Below are 19,606 nucleotides of genomic sequence, written 5' to 3'. Positions count from 1 at the left end.
TGGAGTGATGAAGTTGACGAGTAAAGCGGTTGATTATGTACAAGCTCACCGAGAGGCAATGTTAGATGAATTAAATGAGTTTTTGACAATTAAAAGCATTAGTTCCCTTTCTGAACATAAGCAAGATGTTGCAGAAGCGGCAAGCTGGCTAGAGCGTCAGTTGCTTCATGCTGGGTTAGAAAAAGTAGAAATCATCCCGACTGCAAAACATCCAGTCGTGTATGGAGAGTGGTTAAAGGCTGGAGACGAAGCAAAAACGATTTTAGTCTATGGTCATTATGACGTGCAGCCTGTAGATCCGCTTCATTTATGGGAAACGGACCCATTTGAACCGACAATCCGAGAGAACAAGCTTTACGCAAGAGGCGCGAGTGACGATAAAGGTCAAACCTTCATGCATATTAAAGCAGTGGAAGCAATGCTTAAGTCAGAAGGTGCATTGCCGTTTAATATTAAATTCCTTATTGAAGGTGAAGAGGAAATTGGTTCGCCTAATTTAGATGCGTTTGTCGAGAAAGAAAAAGAGCGATTGGCAGCGGATGTACTTGTCATTTCAGATACACCGATGCTCGAAGCTGGACGACCTGCTATCTGTACTGGTTTAAGAGGGCTTGCTGCAATGGAACTAACAGTAAAGGGAGCAAAAGGTGACTTGCATTCCGGTTTATATGGGGGTGCTGTCCCGAATTCGCTTCACGCGTTAGTTGAGCTATTAGCTAGCTTTCGAAATGAAGCTGGTGAAATTGCGATTTCGGGCTTTTATGATGGAATTGAAGCACTAGCTGATGAAGAGAAAGAAAGCTTAGCGGCTCTTGGAAGCGGCGATGACAGCATGAAGTCGGAAACCGGTGTATCCGCTCTTGTAGGGGAAGAAGGTTATTCATCTCGTGAACGAACATGGATTCGTCCAACTCTTGAGTTGAATGGTGTATTTGGAGGATTCCAAGGAGAAGGTGTCAAAACAGTCATTCCGGCTGAAGCTACGGCGAAGATTTCTTGTCGTCTCGTCCCAGGGCAAGATCCTGATGATATTTTAAACAAAATCGAGCAGCACATTAACACGCATACACCAAAAGGAGTGACGGTAACAACTCATCGTCATGACACAGGAAAACCTTTTGCGGCTCCGGTTACAGATCCAGCCTTTGCCGCCGCTGCACGAGCGTATGAAAAGGTGTATAAAACAGAAGTAGCTTATACGCGTATGGGAGGATCGATTCCAGTTGTGGAAACATTTGATGCGCAGCTACATGTTCCGATTGTGCTAATGGGCTTTGGTTTGCCAAGCGAAAACTTCCACGCACCTAATGAACATTTTCATCTAGAAAATTTTGATAAGGGACTTGAAACGATTTTGGCTTTTTGGCAAGAATACAGTAAATTAAGCTAATAAAAGTGGATGGGGTGGGACCCGTCCATTTTTTTATCTTTGGTTTGACAAATATAGGAATGGAAGCCGGATGTTCATGGCACGACAATTCATTTCATTTTGTAGTACACTAAGGAAGGAAAGAGTGCATTCTGGAAGGGGTCAGGTATCATGTCAACGGTAGAAAGACCAGTCATTAAGTTAATTGCTCTTGATATGGACGGTACATTATTAAACGAAAATCACGAGATATCTGCAGGGAATCGAGAAGCCATTATGGAAGCAAGGGAATTAAATGTTCCTGTTATGATTGCGACAGGGCGAACGCGCGCAACATGCGGAAGTTACGCGCAGTCGTTAGGTTTACAGACTTTTTTAGTAACTGCAAATGGTGGAGAAATTTATAATAAAGATGGTGTGTTAATACACGCAACCCACTTACATGAAGATGCTGTAGACCATGTTTATGAATTAAGGGAACGTTATGGCGCTCATGTATGGGCAGCTTCTTCAAACGGACTTTTTCGTGGTGATTTGCCAGAGGATCGTCACAATTACAATTGGCTAAAATTTGGTTTTGATACAACTGACGATCAAGTGCGTAAAGACATTGTTGCGGAGCTAACAGAACGTGGTCTTACAGAAATTACGAATTCTAGTCCAACAAACATCGAAGTTAATGCAATTGGAATTAATAAAGCAAATGCGATAAAGATGGTTTGTGATGAACTAGAAATTGAGATGAAGCATGTAATGGCTGTTGGAGATAGCTTGAATGATATCGCAATGATTCAAGAAGCGGGATTAGGTGTTGCCATGGGGAATGCACAAGATCTTGTGAAGCGTAAAGCAGACTGGATTACAGCGACGAATGCAAATGACGGCGTTGCTGCAGCCATTCACCGATGGGTCATATTGCCGAGAAAAGAAGGAACGAGAGACAAGACAAACGAAACTGGTATGTAGAATAAATAAAACGCCACGCTAATCCTTTAGCGCGGCGTTTTTATTTACATAAATGCCAGATCGATTCGGAAAGATAAGAGAGGGAATAGGTACGTAAAAAAGAACGAAGACAAAAATTCTTGACAATATTGGACAAGGGAATTAAAGTTGCATTAGAGAAACTTTATTGTGGACAGGAAATAAATTCTGTTTTAAGCATACAAATAAAGATAATGAGTGGATGAAGGAGGAACAAAGAATGAAAAAGCATACTCTCGGATTGACAGCTGTATCTGTAGCTGTTTTACTCGCTGCCTGTAATGACAGCGGGAATGAAACAGGTGGAGGAGATTCAACCGATGGGTCGATTGACGTTGTAGCAACCATTGCTCAAATTGGGGAGCCTCTATCTGTTATCGCTGGCGACTTTGCCAATGTTGAGACGTTAATGGGGCCAGGCGTGGACCCCCATATTTACGAAGCATCTCAAGGAGATATTCGCTTATTTCAACAGGCAGATATCATCTTTTACAACGGATTACACTTAGAAGCACAGCTTTCAGATGTGTTTAACAGTGTAGATACAAATGCTCATGCGATCGGTGAAAGAATCGACGCAGGCAACTTATTAGAAGATGAAGAAGATGCAGGTATGGATGATCCACATATCTGGTTTGATGTAGTATTATGGGAACAAGCATTAGATGCTGCGGTTGAAGAATTAAAAGAATTACTTCCTGATCATGCAGATGAGTTAGAAGAAAATAAACAAGCCTATTTTGCTGAATTAGAAGAATTGCACACGTATGCCATTGATACGTTAGCACAAATTCCAGAAGAACAGCGTATTTTAGTAACGGCACATGATGCATTCCAATATTTTGGAGAAATGAACAATATTGATGTAATGGGAATACAAGGTTTAAGTACAGAGTCTGAAGCAGGAATCTCAGATATCCAATCGACGATTGATACCATTGTTGAAAAAGAAGTTCCAGCTGTCTTTGTCGAAAGTAGTGTGAACGACTCAACGGTTCAAGCAGTCATTGAAGGTGCAAATCAAGCCGGACATTCCATTGAACTAGGCGGTGAGCTGTATTCAGACGCAATGGGTGAAGCAGGTACAGAAGAAGGAACGTACATTGGGATGTATCGACATAATGTTGATACGATCTACTCAGCATTAACAGCCTCCGAATAACTTCTATGATGTGTTGGGCAGAACAAGGAGATGAATGATCATGAGCGTACTGCATGTCGAAAACATCAGTGCAGCCTATCGCAGAAATACAGTTTTAAAAAATGTCAGCTTTACTGTAGAAAAGGGTTCATTAACAGGTATTGTTGGACCAAACGGTGCAGGTAAGTCAACGTTAATCAAAACATTGCTTAACTTGCATCCCCCTTTAAATGGGCAGGTACATTTTTTTAATTCAACCTTGAAAAGGCAAAAATCTCGCGTAGGCTATGTACCACAAAGAGGATCGGTCGATTGGGATTTTCCAACAAATGCGCTAGATGTTGTTTTAATGGGACTTTACCGCCGCATCGGCTGGCTTAAGTGGCCGAAAAAGAAACATAAAGAAAAAGCAATGGATGCTTTAAGAAAAGTCGGTATGGAAGGCTATGCGAAAAGACAGATTAGCCAACTTTCCGGTGGGCAACAACAGCGTGTTTTTCTAGCACGTGCACTAGTGCAGGATGCAGACCTTTATTTTATGGATGAGCCGTTTGCCGGAGTAGATGCTGCAACAGAGAGAGCGATCATGACGATTTTAAAGCAATTACGTGCAGATGGAAAAACCGTTCTTGTTGTGCACCATGATTTGCAGACGGTTAAGGATTATTTCGACCATGTACTATTTCTAAACAAAACCATTATTGCGCATGGTAAAACGGAAGAAATCTTTATTGCCAGTAACATTACGAAAGCGTACGGGGGAGCAGTGCACATCATAAAAGAGGAGGCACTTGTCGATGGCGATTCTAGCGTCGATTAACTTCCAGTGGGTGCTCCTAAGTGCGACGTTCTTAGGAATAGCAGCTGGAATGTTTGGTACCCTTGCATATTGGAAACGACAGAGCCTTATGAGTGACGCACTCTCCCACGCCGCTCTCCCTGGTGTTGTGGTTGCGTTTATGGTCATAAATGAGAAAAATTTCTTTATCCTTATTATAGGAGCTGCTCTTAGTGCACTATTAGGTGCGTGGTTTATTCATGTAATCCGTTCTTCGTCTAGGATTAAAGAAGATACAGCAATGGGAATTATTCTTTCTGTCTTTTTTGGTGCGGGAATTGTACTGCTCACTCTTGTTAATCGATCTGGTAGTGGAAGCCAAAGTGGGTTAGACACGTTTATCTTTGGTCAAGCGGCAAGCATGGTTCGGTTAGATGTGTATACAATGGTGGTACTTGCGATTGCCATCATTATCCTCATTACACTTGCGTATAAAGAATGGAAACTGTTTTTATTTGACCCTGAATTTGCAAGAGGCATTGGCTTATCCTCTAAAGGGATGGATATTGCCTATATGATCGGCCTTGTGACGACAATTGTTATCGGTATTCAAGCTGTAGGTGTCATCTTAATGGCGGCATTGTTAATTATTCCTGCTGTGAGTGCAAGATACTGGACACAATCTTTCAAAGTTATGTTGCTCTTGTCAGGGATATTCGGCGGATTGTCTGGCGCCATTGGCACATTCTTAAGTGCACAAGGTGCAGGTTGGCCTACTGGGCCGTTTATCGTTTTATCTGCGTCTATCTTTTTCGTTTTTTCTTTGTTTTTTGGGAAAGAAAAAGGGTTTATTGCAGAGAAAATGGAGTTTCGTGCTCAGCAACGGCAAGCACTTAGTGAGAATGAAGCGCCTGGTGTACTGAAAGAAGGTGGCCATAAATGATTTCATACGAAGGTTGGATTCTCATAACGGGTGCGTTAGTTGGTATGACCTGTGGAATTGTAGGTGCTTATTTAATTTTGCGGCGGATGGCGATGATGGCTGATGCGATCAGCCATACGGTTTTATTAGGAATCGTGCTTGCATTTCTCGTCACTCAACGATTAGATGGCATTCATATGCTAATTGGTGCTGCGCTTGCAGGCTTATTAACAACATTCCTCGTTCAATGGTTTCATTCAAAAGGTGTGCAGCATGATGCTTCCATCGGGGTCGTCTTCACTTCACTTTTCGCGATTGGTGTTATTTTAATCTCTACTTCAGTCGGAAATGTTCATTTAGATGTCCAGCATACCTTAATGGGTGAAATTGCGTTTATTCCTTTTAATACAACCAATCTTTTTGGTTTAGAAATACCAGTGGCTACATTCATGTTGGTTGTTGTCTTTGTCATTGTACTTGGATTTATTTTGCTTCTATATAAAGAATGGAAGCTACTAGCCTTTGATGCAGGACTCGCTTTAAGCCTTGGATTGCCAGTGTTATTTCTCCATTATTTGTTTATGGGGCTAGTCTCCATTACTACGGTTGCCTCATTCGACGCTGTTGGAGCCATTATGGTCGTAGCGATGTTAGTAACGCCAGCCGCTTCAGCTTATTTATGGACGGAACGACTATCAGTTATGATCGTGCTAAGTGCATTATTTGGTGCCCTTTCAGCAATTAGTGGCTATTATGTAGCATATTGGATCGATAGTTCGATTTCGGGGTCAATGGCAATGATGACTGGTGTTGTATTTCTGCTTAGTTTCCTTTTCTCGCCTACACATGGATTGGTGGCGAAATGGATTCGACCAAATAAGAAGAAAAACGATGAAAAAGCTCATGCGTAACGTGAGCTTTTTCTTTTTATTGGGCTTGCTTTTCTTGGAGCTGACGCAACTCTTTAGAAAGCCTGGCGAATTCATCATGATTACGATCATCAAGGGCTTTGTCAATAGCTGATCGCAAACGAGATCGTTCATTTTCCGCATCGATATACTGAAGAAACGCGTTTGTTTCTTGCTCGTCTTTTTGATTTTGTTTGTATTGACGGTAGGATTTATGAACGGGTGTCTCAACAAGCTGGCGATACGTGTGATGAATGTCACGTCCATAAAAATGAACAATAAGGTGAATGGGGCTTGAGGGATGAGTCGTGATGTCGTCAAGTGCTTTTGCAACATCCTCGGTCTTTTTGCCTTGGTTCACGTATTGGAATCCAATTTCATCCGACTGGGTACTCGCAACAATGAGTGTTCGTCTCTTTGGATCAATTGTTTCCGTAAACCGTAGTTTGGCTAACAAATGTGGTGACGACTGAATGTGAACAAGAAGCGCTCGTGCGCCACGATGTTTTAAATAATGATGATGGACAAACCATTGCAAAAATTGCTTCTTTATGAGATCACTCATGTAGCGCAGCCCTCCTCTCCTTTCTCTATTAAAACACGAAAACAGCCGCATCTCTAGTGAAGAGGGCGGCTGTTAATCAGATCATTAAAATGTAAAGCTTTCATTTTGGTTTGTAACAGCGACTATGATTTTTCCTTGGTCTAGTTCTTCTTCGAGCTGTTCTGCTTCAGGCTCGGAGAATCCTATTTCCTCAAACTTCGAACGAAGCTCGTCCCCTTTACTGCGGAACGTGTTCTTTATGGATGTACCAAGACCTGTTTCGGATGCTGTAATCGTATTAGCGTCTGCATTATCAGCCACACGATCTGTACGATCATCATCGTGGGTGATAACGTAAATGTCGTCTTCCATGATGTTCTTTTGCTTTAATGCCTTCACTACATTCACGACTTCTTCATCGTTATAAAATTCTCTGTATACAGGTTTCATTGATATCGCCTCCTGTGTACTTAAGTACCCTCGACAATTTTGAATGAAACATCCAATAAATAGGTCATAAGAATCAAAAAAGTCTCAATCCAAAATAGAATAAGTAGCTGTCCCATTCCTATAAAAAAAGCCCCAAGCCTATTAAACAGCTGGAGGGCGTTCGTTTTGGTTAATGATGCGTTTCTCCAAAATAAATGGTCCGAATGGTACGATTGATGCAAGTGTAGCAAAAATCGATGTTTTTAAATTCCACTGTTTACTAAAGAAGAAATTTGCAACGAAAAGCATGTACATAATAAAGAGTACACCATGCGCCATGCCAATCACGCTGACAAACTCTGGAATGTTCCAGATATACTTGAGCGGCATCGCAAGGAAAAGCAATAATAGTAAAGAAATCCCCTCAATATAGCTAACCCATTTAAACATTCTTATCCCACCTTCCTTCTCTAGTATAGCAATCTTTCTGGACAATATGTGGGGGAGGAGAACATTTTCAGATCATTAAAAGCAAAAGTCAAAGGTTCTTCACATTTGTTATGGTGATAGTGGTTCGGGTACCCAATGACAGGAATAGGAGCGATCTTTATTTAATTGCTCTGCGTACAGTTCAGCTTCAAATAAATCGTTGAAAATGACCACTTTATCGCGATTTACGTCTTTAAGTGTTTTCGTTATTCCGTTTATTGTGCAGATCAGTTTATACATGTCATCACTCCTAAGGAGCTTTTTTTTTATTATGCGCTTTTTATAAATAAATAGATAGGGATTTCATCTGCTCGCTCCTTAAATACTCGTACGTAGCTCATTTCACTGTTGAAAAAACGATATGCTATACTACTGTTGAGGTGAAAGCATGCACAATCGTACGGAAAGCAAACAAGTAGTAAATGAGAAAGTCTCCAAACAACTAAAGAACGGCTATCCTCTTCTTGAAAAAGACTGGTTTTCAACAGAAGACTTGCAAGAAGGGACACTTTTAACCATAGAGGATCAATCAAATCGTTTTATTGCCAAGGCGTATGTTGGTAAGCAAAATGTAGGAAACGGTTGGGTTCTATCAACAGATCAACAAGAGCCAATTGATCTTGCTTTTTTTAAGGGAAAGCTGACAAAGGCTATTGAAAAACGTCAGGCTTATTTTCGGTCAGAAGATACGACAGCTTTTCGTTTATTTAATAGTGAAGGTGATGGAATAGGTGGATTACAAATCGATTATTATGCTGGTTACATTGTCATTACTTGGTATAGTGAGGGTATTTATACGTTTCGAGAATGGGTGTTAGACAGTGTTAGGAAGCTAGTGTCTTATGAAGGCATATATGAAAAGAAGCGATTCGCAGAAGATGGTTCTTATACAGGTGAAGACGATTACGTGGAAGGAAAACGAGGCGAGTTTCCGCTTCTTATTAAAGAGAATGGAATCACATATGCTACTTACTTGAATGATGGTCCAATGACTGGAATCTTTTTAGATCAACGTCTCGTGCGTAAACGAATTATGGATCAGTATGCTGTTGGAAAACGTGTATTAAATCTTTTTTCCTACACTGGTGCGTTTTCAGTTGCAGCGGCAATGGGAGGCGCAAGTGAAACAACAAGTGTTGATCTAGCCAACCGCAGTAGGGAAAAAACAGAAGAACAATTTGCGGTGAATGGACTCGATCCAACAGAACAGCGTATCGTTGTAATGGATGCGTTTCGCTACTTTTCTTATGCGAAAAAGAAAGAGCTAGAATATGACTTAATCGTGTTAGACCCACCAAGCTTTGCACGGTCTAAAAAGATAACGTTCCGTGCAGCAAAAGACTATTCGAAGCTTTTAGAAGAAGCCATTCCGTTAGTAAGTAAAGACGGTGTGATTATCGCTTCTACCAATGCTGCAACTGTTTCAACGAAGCAATTTAAGCGTTTTGTAGAAGAGGCGTTTGAAGCGACGGGTGTTCACTATGAGGTGGTAGAAGAGCACCGGGTACCAGCAGACTTTGCAACAACCCGTGCCTACCCAAAAGGAAGCTATTTAAAGGTCTTAATGATACAAGTACGTAAATAAAAAAGGGTGATTAGATGAAGAAAAAAGCAATTTTAGCAGAAAAGCCGTCTGTTGGTCGCGACATTGCCCGCGTTCTAGGCGCAAACCAAAAAGGAAACGGATTTTTTGAAGGCAAAGACGTTATTGTGACGTGGGGACTAGGGCATCTTGTCACGCATGCTGATCCTGAGCATTACGGAGAACAGTATAAAACGTGGCGGTTAGAGGAGCTACCAATGCTACCAAAGCGCCTTGATCTCGTTGTCATTAAACAAACCTCTAAGCAATTTCATACCGTGAAAAAAGTACTGAATCGTCAAGATGTTGGGGAAGTGATTATCGCAACGGATGCAGGAAGAGAAGGAGAGCTTGTAGCTCGTTGGATTCTTGCAAAAGCCCATGTAAAAAAGCCAATCAAGCGATTATGGATTTCATCTGTTACAGATAAAGCGATAAAAGACGGCTTTAAGAAGCTAAAAGATGGTCGCGAGTATGAAAACTTATTTGCCGCAGCGGAAGCCCGAGCAGAAGCCGACTGGTATGTAGGTATTAACGGTACCCGTGCGCTCACAACAAAGCATAATGCCCAGCTCTCTTGTGGTCGTGTGCAGACGCCAACCCTGGCGATTCTGGCGGCACGAGAAAAAGCCATTCAATCCTTTAAGCCGGTGCCTTATCACACGCTGCAAGTAAGTGTGGACGCTGGCGCAACGTTTCGCTGGTATAATCGAAAATCTGGTGATGGGCGGATTTTCGATGAAGAAGCAGCGAAAGCCTTGAAAGAGAGGATAAAAGGAAAAGCCATCGCTATTACAAGCGTGAAAGCGAAGAAAAAATTTACCCCTGCACCTCAGCTCTACGATTTAACAGAGTTGCAGCGTGAAGCGAATAAACGTTACGGTTACTCAGCAAAAGAAACCCTCGGTGCTTTGCAGAAGCTGTACGAACAGCATAAAGCGGTCACGTACCCAAGAACCGATTCGCGCTTTCTTTCTTCTGATCTTGTTGATACATTCAAAGACCGTTTAAAAGCCATTGATGTGCAGCCATTCCGCAAAACAGTGCTTGAAGCATCAAAGCTAGGTGTACATCATGCGAAAAAACAAATGGTTAACGATGCGAAAGTATCGGATCACCACGCTTTAATTCCAACCGAACAAGCACCACCAATAAGCGCTATGAATGATAAAGAAACGAAGCTTTATTACTTGATTGTGCGACGCTTTTTAGCAAACTTTTTCCCGGCAAGTGAATCAGAGCAAACGGTTGTAGAAGCAGAGATTGCAAGCGAAGCACTCCGTACAAAAGGAGAGCGAATGATTTCTCTTGGCTGGCGTCAAAATGAAGATGAGGATCAAGCAAAAGAAAGCAAGCTCCCTAAATTAACAGAAGGGGAGAGGCTGTCGGTCAATCATACAGAACTAAAGCGAGGCGAAACAACGCCACCTGCCCGTTTTAATGAAGCAACCTTGTTGACAGCAATGGAAAAGCCAGCTCAATTTATGGAAGAAAAGGATGCAACGATCTCTAAAACACTTGCGGAAGCAGGTGGAATTGGTACGGTAGCAACTCGAGCAGATATCATTGAGAAGCTCTTTTCTAGCTTCTTAATTGAGAAAAAAGGCAAAGACCTTTTTGTGACGTCAAAAGGGAAGCAGCTGCTTGATCTTGTACCAGAAGAGCTCAAGTCGCCAGCACTAACCGCTGAATGGGAGCAACGTCTAGAGAAAATTGTGCAAGGGAAAGAGCAGAAGAGTGCGTTTATTGCCGACATGAAGAAATATGCTCATTCTGTTGTTGGACAAGTAAAAGCCGACACAACCAAGTTCCGTCATGACAACAAAACTGGAGAGAAGTGTCCAGAGTGTGGTAAATTCTTGCTTGAAGTGAACGGGAAAAAAGGCAAAATGCGTGTCTGCCAAGATCGTGAATGCGGCTACCGCAAAAATATTGCGATGACAACAAATGCACGCTGTCCGAAATGTAAAAAGAAACTGGAACTACGAGGGCAAGGAGATGCTCAAGTTTTCGCTTGTGTGTGTGGCCATCGAGAAAAGAAAGCTCAATTTGAGGAACGCCGTAAACAAAGTAAAAACAAAAATGTTTCGAAGCGTGAAGTAAATAATTATATGAAGAAACAAAACAAGCAAGACGATTTTGCAAACTCTGCACTAGCAGATCAATTAGCGAAATTAGGGTTAAATAAAGAGAAGTAGGTCACAGTCCACTGATTCACATCAGTGGGCTTTTTGCGCCGTTTACATTTTGTTTATAAACCTTCATCGGAGCATAATGTGCGCTTTACAATTTTCCTATAAGGTAAAAGTGTAGGAAATAAAATTGGACAAGGGGTGGAGGATAAATGAAAAAACAGTTCATTACATATGGTTTAGTTGGCGCAATGACAATCGGGTTAATCGCTACAACAACAGGTGTTTCTGCCAGTGACGATGGAAGTATACCAAGTCACGGACCCGCCAAAAATGTCATTTTCTTAATACCCGATGGTTTCTCCCAAAGTTATGCAAGCAGCTACAGGTTCTATAAAGAAGATGCTCTTCCAATATGGGAAGAAAAAGAGATGTTTGCTGCTATGGTAAAAACGGGTTCTAATAATGCGGCCATTACAGATTCTGCTGCAGCAGGAACAGCTTTAGCAACAGGTCATAAAACAGATAATGGTGTGATCGGGTTAGGGCCAAATGGCGAGTCATTCCCGACCATTCTCGATAGAGCAAAGGAAAATGGAAAACGTACAGGTCTAGTAGCAACATCAACGATTACCCATGCGACCCCCGCTGCCTTTGCAGCAAAAGTAGAATCTCGAGGAAGCTACACAGAGATTGCGAAACAAATGATGGAAAACGAAAACGTTGATTTACTATTCGGTGGGGGGAGAACCGAATTTTTACCGGAGAGCGAAGGGGGTATTCGTGACGATGATCGAAACTTAGTGACATATGCAGAGGAAAGTGGCTATACATACTTAGAAACCCGAAGACAGCTTAGGCAATGGGAGGGCGAAGGTGATAAAGTACTCGGATTATTTGCAGAGGAAGCATTAGAGCCGTCTCTTAACCAACGAACGGACGAGCCAAGCTTAGCGGAGATGACGCACACAGCCATTGATTTCTTATCAAAAGAGGAGGAGGGGTTCTTCTTAATGGTGGAAGGCAGCCAAATTGACTGGGCTGGTCACGACAACGATCCTCTCTATGCGATGACGGATACAGAAGCCTTTGAAGAAGCCGTAAAGATAGCGGTAGACTATGCAGACACCCATGAAGATACGTTAGTTGTCATGGTAGGCGATCACGATACAGGTGGAATGGCTGTTCATGCCTCTGAAGAAGCACACCCAACGATGTTAAACCAAGTCCATGCATTAGGTATGGATATTGCTGAAGCAGTTACCCATGATTACGCTAATCTAGAGGACGTTCTTAAAGAGAAAACATCGTTTGAATGGACGGAAGAAGAAATGGATGACTTAAAAGAAGCGGAATCGTTAAAGCTTGCCATTAACGGGGCAATCAGCGAGAAGACAGGCTTTGGTTGGTCTTCCTACGATCACACTGGTATTGATGTACCACTTTTCGCTTATGGGGCAGGAGCAGAGTCGTTCAACGGCACAATGGACAACACCGATGTTCCGAAAAAAATGCTTGAAGCGCTTGGTCTATCTGGACTTTAAGTGAAAGAAACCGCCTTTCTGTTAAGAAGAGGCGGTTTTCAACATTATTTTTTCGATATATTTTCAACAAGCTCTTTAATATCAATGCCGCTAGATGCCTTTAATGATTCTTGCAAGCCAGCCATGAGATCTGTTGCGTAACCAGTGACACGATTCGCACCACCATTTTCACCAGATCCAGTATCCACAACGGTAATTTTATCAATATTTGATAATGGAGAAGAAACTTCTCTTGCGTACTCAGGTAGCATGTCGATAATCATGCTAAGCTTGGCTGCTTCGCCGTATTTCTCGAATGCTTCGGCAATCTTTTCTTTTGCCTCTGCTTCGGCAAGACCTTTCAGACGAATAACATCCGCTTCTGATTCCCCGCGGGCACGAACCGCTTCGGCTTCAGCAAGACCATCAACACGAACTTTCTCCGCTTCCGCTTTTGCCATCGCTTCCACACGGTATTTATCTGCATCGGCTTCTGCGAAGTGTCTGCTTTTCTCTGCTTCCGCTGATTGTTCAACAGAGTAACGATCCGCATCGGCTTTCTTTTTCACTTCTGCATCGTATTGACGCTCACGACGCGCAATTTCTTTTTCTTCTAATTCAATTTGCTTTTGACGCTCGATAATTTGAATTTGCATTTGTTGTTCAGTTACTTCTTGTTTCGAGCGTGCTTCTTGTAAGTGGTACGCTTGGTCAGCTTGGGCTTTCGCTTGTTCTTGCTCACTACGATAAGCCGCTACTTTTAACTGATTATTCTTTTCTGATTCAGCAATTTCTGTAGCCCGCTCAATTTCAGAACGTTTCGCTTGCGTGTTCGCATCCGCTTGGCGAATACGCGTTTCTTTTTCTGCTTCCGCTGTGGCAATATCTGCGTCACGTTTTACTTGCGCAATTCTTGGCTTACCAAGAGATTCTAAGTATCCATTCGTATCTCGTAAATCTTTAATGGTAAAGGAAACAATGACAAGACCCATTTTTGCTAAATCTTGTGAAGCCACTTTTTGTACCTCTTGAGAAAAGCGCTCACGGTTTTTGTAAATTTCTTCTACTGTCATAGAGCCGAGAATCGAACGAAGATGACCTTCTAGCACTTCTTTCGCTTCTTGTTCCCGATCTTCTCTTGATTTTCCTAAAAATTGCTCTGCCGCTGTCGCGATTTCACCAATGGAACCACCAATTTTAATGATAGCTGTACCATCGGCAATAACCGGAACACCTTGCTCTGTGTACACTTCAGGTGTTTGTACATCCAATTTACTTGATAGCAACGATAATGGCTTTGCTTGTTGAAAAACCGGCATAACAAACGTACCGCCACCACGAACGATTTTGATACGGTTACCTGCATCGTCCATGTTTACATTTTTACCGCCTAAATAACTTCCTGTTACAATAAGTGCTTCATCTGGTCCTGCCGTACGGTATCTTGTGACAAACACCCCTACGAGTACGGCTAGAATGACAACGACAATTCCAACAATAATAATAATTTCCATACCCAAAACAATTCCCCCTTAAAAATTAAAGATCATCGAGTGCCAACATCGTGACATAGGCAATCCCATTCTCCATCTTGACAATGACAACTTCAGTACCTGATGGAATAACTTGATTATCCAGACAGGCCGCTGTTTTCGCAATGGTTCCGCTGTCGCTACGAATGACAACCTCTCCGAAACCATCTGCTGGAACCGTCAAGATCACCTCGCCTTGCTTTCCTTCCAAGTCCTCATCACTATAAGCAACAGACTCTTCTGTATGCTGCAAAGGCGTCAAAATAAACAAATTAAATAATGTCGCCAAACCTAACGCAATTGCAGCAGCAATAAGACCGGCTACAAGGCTATCAAACGGTGAAAATCGCTCCAATATGTAAGCAGAAGCACCAAAGAAAGCAAGTGTAGAAAGGATTAACGTCGGTGAGAGCCAGCCATCAAAGATGTCAAAAATGCCATCCAATACGTCTGACAACAAGACATATAAAACGGTCAACCCACCACTAACTAGAAGGATTGTGAAGTAAATCGTTGTGAGCTCCATATAAATTCCTCCTTTACCTAAGTCTACTTTATATACGCCTCCAGGAGGGCAAGAAGTTTCAAGAAAATGAAAAAATTGTGGAGAAGTACGGATTCGTTCATAAAAGGTATAAAGATATTTAAAGAGGGGGTGTGCGAGGGTATACTTCTTTCTTTACATAAAGGTATCCCAAAATAACTTGCCGAATAAACCCTGTTTTTTATTGAGGACAAGAAATTTTACCAACCTTTTATTTTACCGTTAAAAGGTTGGTAAATTTCTTGTGAATTGGTTAGTTTAGGCTCATCGTATTACTTTGCCAATCCTCTATCAAGCTATATATATTTTTATAAGTCCAGGATTTTTCTAGTTTCTTAGAAACTTGTTGCTCAGAATTAATCCATATAGGGTTAATTCCTACAGCTTCGCTCCCAATAACATCATTTTCCCATGAATCACCAACATAAATCGTTTTCTCAGGATTCGTGTTAAAGTGGGCTAACGCAGAAAGAAAGATTTGGGGATGCGGCTTAGCATGACCAATAGCGTCAGATATAAATATATCCTCATAAGGTATGATCTTATCTATATCTAATTTACTGATCTTAGATCTTTGTTCAGATACTTTTCCATTTGTTATTAATCCAATTTTGTAGCGCCTATTTAAATCTAAAAGGAATGAATTTACTTTAGAGTCGGGCTTAATTAGATTAAAAACTTCTCGAATAAACTGATTGAAGTATTGGTCAGCTTGCTCTAAAGTTACATTTCTTTCAAAATAACTCAAGGTATCAATCAGTCTAAATCTCCTTACATCATCTAATCCAATTTGACCTTTGTGGTGCAAATTCCAATAATGAAGGTCGTTCGCTCTATATTGAGTAATAAATTCCTCGTATTTGAGACCTTTTGTCAATTTGGAGTTATTAAATGTAATATAGGTTCCTTTATTCCATTTTTCATTAAAATCATAAAGTGTGTTATCAAGATCAAATAAGATTAATTGTATGTCCTTTAACACATTTATACCTCCTAAATCGCTTTTTTAAGTTTAGCTTTTTTTGGTGCCTTCTCATCTAACTTCAACCATATTACTGAGACAACCATAATAATTAATCCAATGTATTTAATTAGTGAAGGAAAGGGTCCCCAAATAATCCACGTAACAACCATGGCCACTGGCAATTCAACAGTTGTTAATGCTGCCATTATGACTGGACGACTATTCTTTGCTGCGAATGACAATAATTCAAAAGTAATAATTTGTCCTAATGTAGCAGTAATCATTCCGAATAAAAGCGCTTCTAAACTCAGAATATTAATGCTCGATCTATTGAAGATAATTATTAGTAATGCAATCATTGTCGCAATAAGAAATACAAAAGGCTTTGTATATTTATGATGACTCACATATCTAAGGCTGAAAAGGTACGCCGCAAACGATATGCCAGCTAAAATACCTGTAAGAGATCCTAAAAATGTTATTTCTTGTAAAGATGCGCTAACTAATAACATGGAGCCCACCCATAATATAAATATAGCTATCAATTGAATTTTTCTTATCTTAAATCCGTAAATTAAATAGCCAAATAAAATAAACAACCATGGATATTGAAACAATCCAATTGACGCTAAACTAGGGTCCATTTCCTGAATAGCTATATAATAAAACAAACTAGTCATTACAACGCTTATTCCAGCAATCCAATTATAGATATTTTTTACGATTGACTTTTTATTTGTGTCAACTTGATTGTCTTTCTTAATAATAGAACGTATAGCAAAGTATATTAGTGGAATAATCATCTGGTAAGCTAATAATTCGAACGTGTGTAATCCAACGTTGTTGGCAGATTTGACTACAATTGAATTAATACCAAATGTTAATCCCGCTAGGAAAGCTGCCCATGCACCCAAAGTATATTTTTTATTCTGCATGATATTTTTTTCGTAGTGCTGGGAGTGTAAATTCAGTGATGCCAGTTCCAATATACGGTGACTTTTTGGTATCTAATGGTAACCATTTCATTGCAACTATTTCATTATCTACCTGGAGATTTCCTGTGTATGTGGCTTCATAGATACTTAATTCAATTTCCTCTTTACCATCCAATACAATTGTTGAATAATTTCCAAGGTGTTCGTAGGATTGGAGTTCAACTGAAACTTCTTCTTTTAACTCACGCTTTAAAGCATCTATCTCAGATTCACCTTCTTCTATTTTACCTCCTGGTAACATGAAGAATTTCGATGAACCATCCTTACTTACAGCTAATAATTTCCCACCCTCGACAATAGCCGCTCCAATTTTTCGAATCATACCAAATGGTTCTCCTGTTTAAAAATTAGTGAATAACTAGAAGCATTTTCTCTTGTCCTTGTCATAAAATTAACATGCTCGTGGCAGATGGGTAATTTTTCTTTTATATACTCCTCAACTATTTGGTTAGTAGGTTCACTAAAAGCATCTCCAAAAATGGAAACACCCTCTAATGATTTTGTGGATAAACCTAATTTCATAAGTGAGTATTTTACATCCATTTTACTTCCGTAATTATAAATTGGACATTGATAACGAATCCCGTATTCTCTTTCAAAATCCGAAAAAAGAGATATGGCTACTTCCTTTTGTTCAGCCAATTCCTCCTGGTAGCCAACGCAACCGTCTACTATATTTGTTATGTTTTTCTCCAAACAATAAACAGTTGCAGCAGCGTGAATAGCCAATTTATCTCCTAAAAGAACTAAATTCACACCCCATTTTTTGAAATCTTCCTCAATATTCAATATTGCGATTTCTCTTAATAAACCATAGGTAGGTAAAATTGTACGGCTATGGATTTGATTGGGGAACCTTTCTTTTAATTCTTTAACCCTTAATTCCGACAACTCACTTTTAATACCAATACCACTATTACATGTTAATAAGTGAACTTCATTTCCCTTAAGCGCCTCTAAACTTGCGACTAAAGTTGAATCTTTGCCACCCGTAAACAGTACGGCAACCTTACTATTTTTCTTCTCCACAAACCCAACTCCTTCTTTTTGTAATATAACCAAATATTAACTTAAACGAACATTATATTCAAGTAGTTGTTTTAATGTTTGGTTTTTTAGGGGTTCTTTAGTTATATACGTTATTTGAACTGGTTTAAATTGATGAAAAGTAATCTTCTTACGAACGAGTGCAAAAGATAACTAGAAAAAACAGGGATTCTGTAGAAACTTGACGAATAGAAAAAGTAGAAGAGCAGATTAACATAAATAGTTACAAAAATTAACAAAATGTATATTGGGAAATATCTAACTTATCTTACATTTGTTCTATTTTACCAGTAAAATAGAACCATAATAACAAAAAGGAGGTGGTAGGATGCAAATAACGATACCATCAGAGGAAGTCGGTGCCAAAATTGTAGAATGGTATAGTTGCATTATTTCAAGGTCATCGGATGAAGCCATTCTATTACATGAGGAAATTAAGCAGATGCTTAAAAGAATGGAGCCTAGTGACAGCATCTTAGCTTATTACTCGCTTGTAGAGTACCGGTATACGATGATGAGAGATCAAACAACTGATGAAAAAGCTGGAGATGAGATGATTGAACGTGTATCTCCAGCAGTAAGTGAATCCCTCGATCATATGCTACGGTATATGTACTACTTTGTGAGCGGTCAACATGAGTTTATGCACCATCGTTATCGTTCTGCCATTCGCTTATTTCGTAAAGCAGAACGTTTGCTCGAATATGTGAAAGATGAGGCCGAAGAGGCTGAATTTCAATATTTCATGGGTATGGCACTGATGAAAATAAATCACAACGCTTATGCCTGCTCATACTTAGAAGAAGCCATTGTGACATTTAAGCGATTAGGGTATACAGAGCGAATTATTTTCTCAACTAACATTTTAGCAGGTATCTATTCAATATCAGATATGCACGAACAGGCAAAGGAAATCATGAATGAAAATGTATCTTTAAGTAATGATTATCCGTATGCTAAACAATTAGTTATTAATACGATGGGCATTAACGCTTATCGAGAGAAAGATTACGAGAAGGCAAAAAGTTATTTTGAGCAGAATATCTCCTCTGATGAATTTACTGGTTATTTTGTAGTCGCACAAGCACACTATTGTTTAGCAAGAGTTCTGTTTGTACTAGGTAATCATAAAGAAGCAGGAACAGAACTAGATAAAGCTTTCCAAGAAGTAACTAAACATAACAACGAAGAATTTCTCATTAGATGTAAAATCCTGCAAAAGATATACGTGGAAAAAAATTATAAGGATTTGGAACATGAGTTTGATTTATTAGAAGATCGGAAAATGTTATATGCCTGCGAAGAACTTGCTCAGGAGTTATCGGCTATGTTTCAGGAACAGCAGGATATGGAAAAGGCGCTTTATTTCATGAAACGTGCTTACCGTGCCAAACAAAAATCGTTAACGTTAGGAGTTGGATCAAATTGAAAAAATTTCTAATAGCTTTGATGCTGGTGGGATCTATTGCTTTATTATCATCAACGAATCAACCAATAGCCGATGGTGATATCCAAACATATGTACACCCAATTGGCGGTTATTAACATTAACTATCACAAAGACTTACATTTAAAGACTGCACCTTGTAAAAGGCTTCAGTCTTTTTTTGATGTAAAAATAGGCGCTTAGGATACTTTCTTGTGTTTGCTAACTTGTTAGAGTCCTTTTCTTTTTGTAGTTATAATGTAGCCATGATAGGCGTGAGAATCATTAAAGGAGAGC

The 19,606-nt window shown here is 40.1% G+C and carries 20 protein-coding genes; 10 read left to right on the top strand and 10 right to left on the bottom strand.

What is annotated here, in order from left to right; genetic code table 11:
* Positions 1 to 13: 13 nt before the first annotated feature.
* From FPV17_RS20750 to FPV17_RS20725, 6 genes are all read left to right on the top strand, one after another.
* Positions 14 to 1,390: a dipeptidase gene (locus FPV17_RS20750; protein ID WP_060704399.1), complete on the top strand. Its 1,377-nt coding sequence runs from the start codon at positions 14 to 16 to the stop codon at positions 1,388 to 1,390.
* Positions 1,391 to 1,540: 150 nt separating this feature from the next.
* Entirely contained in the window at positions 1,541 to 2,335 is a 795-nt protein-coding gene (locus tag FPV17_RS20745) for a Cof-type HAD-IIB family hydrolase (protein WP_144560286.1), read from the top strand.
* Positions 2,336 to 2,573: 238 nt separating this feature from the next.
* Positions 2,574 to 3,515: a metal ABC transporter solute-binding protein, Zn/Mn family gene (locus FPV17_RS20740; RefSeq protein ID WP_144560285.1), complete on the top strand. Its 942-nt coding sequence runs from the start codon at positions 2,574 to 2,576 to the stop codon at positions 3,513 to 3,515.
* Between the two features lie 40 nt (positions 3,516 to 3,555).
* On the top strand, positions 3,556 to 4,314 hold the full coding sequence (locus FPV17_RS20735; protein ID WP_144560284.1) for a metal ABC transporter ATP-binding protein: 759 nt from the start codon (positions 3,556 to 3,558) through the stop codon (positions 4,312 to 4,314).
* Positions 4,292 to 5,215 carry a metal ABC transporter permease gene (locus tag FPV17_RS20730; RefSeq protein WP_144560283.1) on the top strand — a complete coding sequence of 308 codons (924 nt, stop codon included), beginning with the start codon at positions 4,292 to 4,294 and terminating at the stop codon, positions 5,213 to 5,215. Before FPV17_RS20735 ends, FPV17_RS20730 begins: the two co-directional genes overlap by 23 nt.
* Complete coding sequence (locus FPV17_RS20725) at positions 5,215 to 6,105, top strand: metal ABC transporter permease (protein WP_035396506.1); 891 nt, start codon at positions 5,215 to 5,217, stop codon at positions 6,103 to 6,105. The genes FPV17_RS20730 and FPV17_RS20725 overlap by 1 nt, the downstream gene beginning before the upstream one ends.
* Positions 6,106 to 6,121: 16 nt before the next feature.
* Here the strand turns inward: FPV17_RS20725 and FPV17_RS20720 are convergent, their stop codons facing one another.
* The 4 genes from FPV17_RS20720 to FPV17_RS22115 all read right to left on the bottom strand — a co-directional run bounded on the left by FPV17_RS20720 (position 6,122) and on the right by FPV17_RS22115 (position 7,804).
* Entirely contained in the window at positions 6,122 to 6,667 is a 546-nt protein-coding gene (locus FPV17_RS20720) for a YpiB family protein (RefSeq protein WP_035396470.1), read from the bottom strand.
* Positions 6,668 to 6,751: 84 nt separating this feature from the next.
* Entirely contained in the window at positions 6,752 to 7,096 is a 345-nt protein-coding gene (locus FPV17_RS20715; RefSeq protein WP_060704401.1) for a YflT domain-containing protein, read from the bottom strand.
* Between the two features lie 141 nt (positions 7,097 to 7,237).
* Positions 7,238 to 7,525, bottom strand: coding sequence for a DUF3817 domain-containing protein (locus tag FPV17_RS20710; RefSeq protein ID WP_060704402.1), 288 nt, complete (start codon positions 7,523 to 7,525; stop codon positions 7,238 to 7,240).
* A 108-nt stretch (positions 7,526 to 7,633) separates the two neighbouring features.
* Positions 7,634 to 7,804 (bottom strand): hypothetical protein, encoded by a 171-nt coding sequence (locus FPV17_RS22115; protein ID WP_186370684.1) that lies wholly within the window; start codon positions 7,802 to 7,804, stop codon positions 7,634 to 7,636.
* Positions 7,805 to 7,952: 148 nt separating this feature from the next.
* On the opposite strand from FPV17_RS22115, the gene FPV17_RS20705 reads away from it, so the two are divergent.
* The 3 genes from FPV17_RS20705 to FPV17_RS20695 all read left to right on the top strand — a co-directional run bounded on the left by FPV17_RS20705 (position 7,953) and on the right by FPV17_RS20695 (position 12,822).
* Positions 7,953 to 9,149 (top strand): class I SAM-dependent rRNA methyltransferase, encoded by a 1,197-nt coding sequence (locus FPV17_RS20705; protein ID WP_144560282.1) that lies wholly within the window; start codon positions 7,953 to 7,955, stop codon positions 9,147 to 9,149.
* A 14-nt stretch (positions 9,150 to 9,163) separates the two neighbouring features.
* Positions 9,164 to 11,344 carry a DNA topoisomerase III gene (locus FPV17_RS20700; RefSeq protein ID WP_144560281.1) on the top strand — a complete coding sequence of 727 codons (2,181 nt, stop codon included), beginning with the start codon at positions 9,164 to 9,166 and terminating at the stop codon, positions 11,342 to 11,344.
* 146 nt (positions 11,345 to 11,490) lie between these two features.
* On the top strand, positions 11,491 to 12,822 hold the full coding sequence (locus FPV17_RS20695) for an alkaline phosphatase (RefSeq protein WP_144560280.1): 1,332 nt from the start codon (positions 11,491 to 11,493) through the stop codon (positions 12,820 to 12,822).
* Positions 12,823 to 12,866: 44 nt separating this feature from the next.
* Here the strand turns inward: FPV17_RS20695 and floT are convergent, their stop codons facing one another.
* The 6 genes from floT to FPV17_RS20665 all read right to left on the bottom strand — a co-directional run bounded on the left by floT (position 12,867) and on the right by FPV17_RS20665 (position 17,865).
* On the bottom strand, positions 12,867 to 14,321 hold the full coding sequence (gene floT, locus FPV17_RS20690) for a flotillin lipid rafts scaffold protein FloT (RefSeq protein ID WP_038484289.1): 1,455 nt from the start codon (positions 14,319 to 14,321) through the stop codon (positions 12,867 to 12,869).
* 19 nt (positions 14,322 to 14,340) lie between these two features.
* A complete protein-coding gene (locus FPV17_RS20685) occupies positions 14,341 to 14,859 on the bottom strand; it encodes an NfeD family membrane protein (protein ID WP_060704406.1) in 519 nt (172 codons plus the stop codon).
* 271 nt (positions 14,860 to 15,130) lie between these two features.
* Positions 15,131 to 15,859, bottom strand: coding sequence for an HAD family hydrolase (locus tag FPV17_RS20680; protein WP_052008113.1), 729 nt, complete (start codon positions 15,857 to 15,859; stop codon positions 15,131 to 15,133).
* An 11-nt stretch (positions 15,860 to 15,870) separates the two neighbouring features.
* Positions 15,871 to 16,776 (bottom strand): DMT family transporter, encoded by a 906-nt coding sequence (locus FPV17_RS22640; RefSeq protein WP_144560279.1) that lies wholly within the window; start codon positions 16,774 to 16,776, stop codon positions 15,871 to 15,873.
* The gene (locus tag FPV17_RS20670; protein WP_052008114.1) at positions 16,766 to 17,158 is read right to left on the bottom strand and encodes an NUDIX hydrolase; all 393 of its coding nucleotides are present in this window, start codon (positions 17,156 to 17,158) and stop codon (positions 16,766 to 16,768) included. Before FPV17_RS20670 ends, FPV17_RS22640 begins: the two co-directional genes overlap by 11 nt.
* Positions 17,155 to 17,865, bottom strand: coding sequence for an adenine nucleotide alpha hydrolase family protein (locus tag FPV17_RS20665; RefSeq protein WP_035396477.1), 711 nt, complete (start codon positions 17,863 to 17,865; stop codon positions 17,155 to 17,157). Before FPV17_RS20665 ends, FPV17_RS20670 begins: the two co-directional genes overlap by 4 nt.
* 346 nt (positions 17,866 to 18,211) lie before the next feature.
* On the opposite strand from FPV17_RS20665, the gene FPV17_RS20660 reads away from it, so the two are divergent.
* Positions 18,212 to 19,312 carry a response regulator aspartate phosphatase gene (locus FPV17_RS20660; protein ID WP_144560278.1) on the top strand — a complete coding sequence of 367 codons (1,101 nt, stop codon included), beginning with the start codon at positions 18,212 to 18,214 and terminating at the stop codon, positions 19,310 to 19,312.
* Positions 19,313 to 19,606: the final 294 nt, after the last annotated feature.

It is taken from the genome of Shouchella miscanthi (assembly GCF_007725405.1).
Classification (GTDB): Bacteria; Bacillota; Bacilli; order Bacillales; family Bacillaceae_D; genus Shouchella; species Shouchella hunanensis.
Note: the sequence above shows the minus strand (reverse complement) of the source record. Positions and strands in the feature narration are given on the sequence as shown.

Excerpts from the sequence above, each read along its gene's own strand:
- FPV17_RS20745 (WP_144560286.1), top strand. The coding sequence starts at position 1,541 with ATGTCAACGGTAGAAAGACCAGTCATTAAGTTAATTGCTCTTGATATG.
- FPV17_RS20740 (WP_144560285.1), top strand. The coding sequence starts at position 2,574 with ATGAAAAAGCATACTCTCGGATTGACAGCTGTATCTGTAGCTGTTTTA.
- FPV17_RS20735 (WP_144560284.1), top strand. The coding sequence starts at position 3,556 with ATGAGCGTACTGCATGTCGAAAACATCAGTGCAGCCTATCGCAGAAAT.
- FPV17_RS20730 (WP_144560283.1), top strand. The coding sequence starts at position 4,292 with ATGGCGATTCTAGCGTCGATTAACTTCCAGTGGGTGCTCCTAAGTGCG.
- FPV17_RS20720 (WP_035396470.1), bottom strand. The coding sequence starts at position 6,667 with ATGAGTGATCTCATAAAGAAGCAATTTTTGCAATGGTTTGTCCATCAT.
- FPV17_RS20715 (WP_060704401.1), bottom strand. The coding sequence starts at position 7,096 with ATGAAACCTGTATACAGAGAATTTTATAACGATGAAGAAGTCGTGAAT.
- FPV17_RS20710 (WP_060704402.1), bottom strand. The coding sequence starts at position 7,525 with ATGTTTAAATGGGTTAGCTATATTGAGGGGATTTCTTTACTATTATTG.
- FPV17_RS22115 (WP_186370684.1), bottom strand. The coding sequence starts at position 7,804 with ATGTATAAACTGATCTGCACAATAAACGGAATAACGAAAACACTTAAA.
- FPV17_RS20705 (WP_144560282.1), top strand. The coding sequence starts at position 7,953 with ATGCACAATCGTACGGAAAGCAAACAAGTAGTAAATGAGAAAGTCTCC.
- FPV17_RS20700 (WP_144560281.1), top strand. The coding sequence starts at position 9,164 with ATGAAGAAAAAAGCAATTTTAGCAGAAAAGCCGTCTGTTGGTCGCGAC.
- FPV17_RS20695 (WP_144560280.1), top strand. The coding sequence starts at position 11,491 with ATGAAAAAACAGTTCATTACATATGGTTTAGTTGGCGCAATGACAATC.
- FPV17_RS20685 (WP_060704406.1), bottom strand. The coding sequence starts at position 14,859 with ATGGAGCTCACAACGATTTACTTCACAATCCTTCTAGTTAGTGGTGGG.
- FPV17_RS22640 (WP_144560279.1), bottom strand. The coding sequence starts at position 16,776 with ATGCAGAATAAAAAATATACTTTGGGTGCATGGGCAGCTTTCCTAGCG.
- FPV17_RS20670 (WP_052008114.1), bottom strand. The coding sequence starts at position 17,158 with ATGATTCGAAAAATTGGAGCGGCTATTGTCGAGGGTGGGAAATTATTA.
- FPV17_RS20660 (WP_144560278.1), top strand. The coding sequence starts at position 18,212 with ATGCAAATAACGATACCATCAGAGGAAGTCGGTGCCAAAATTGTAGAA.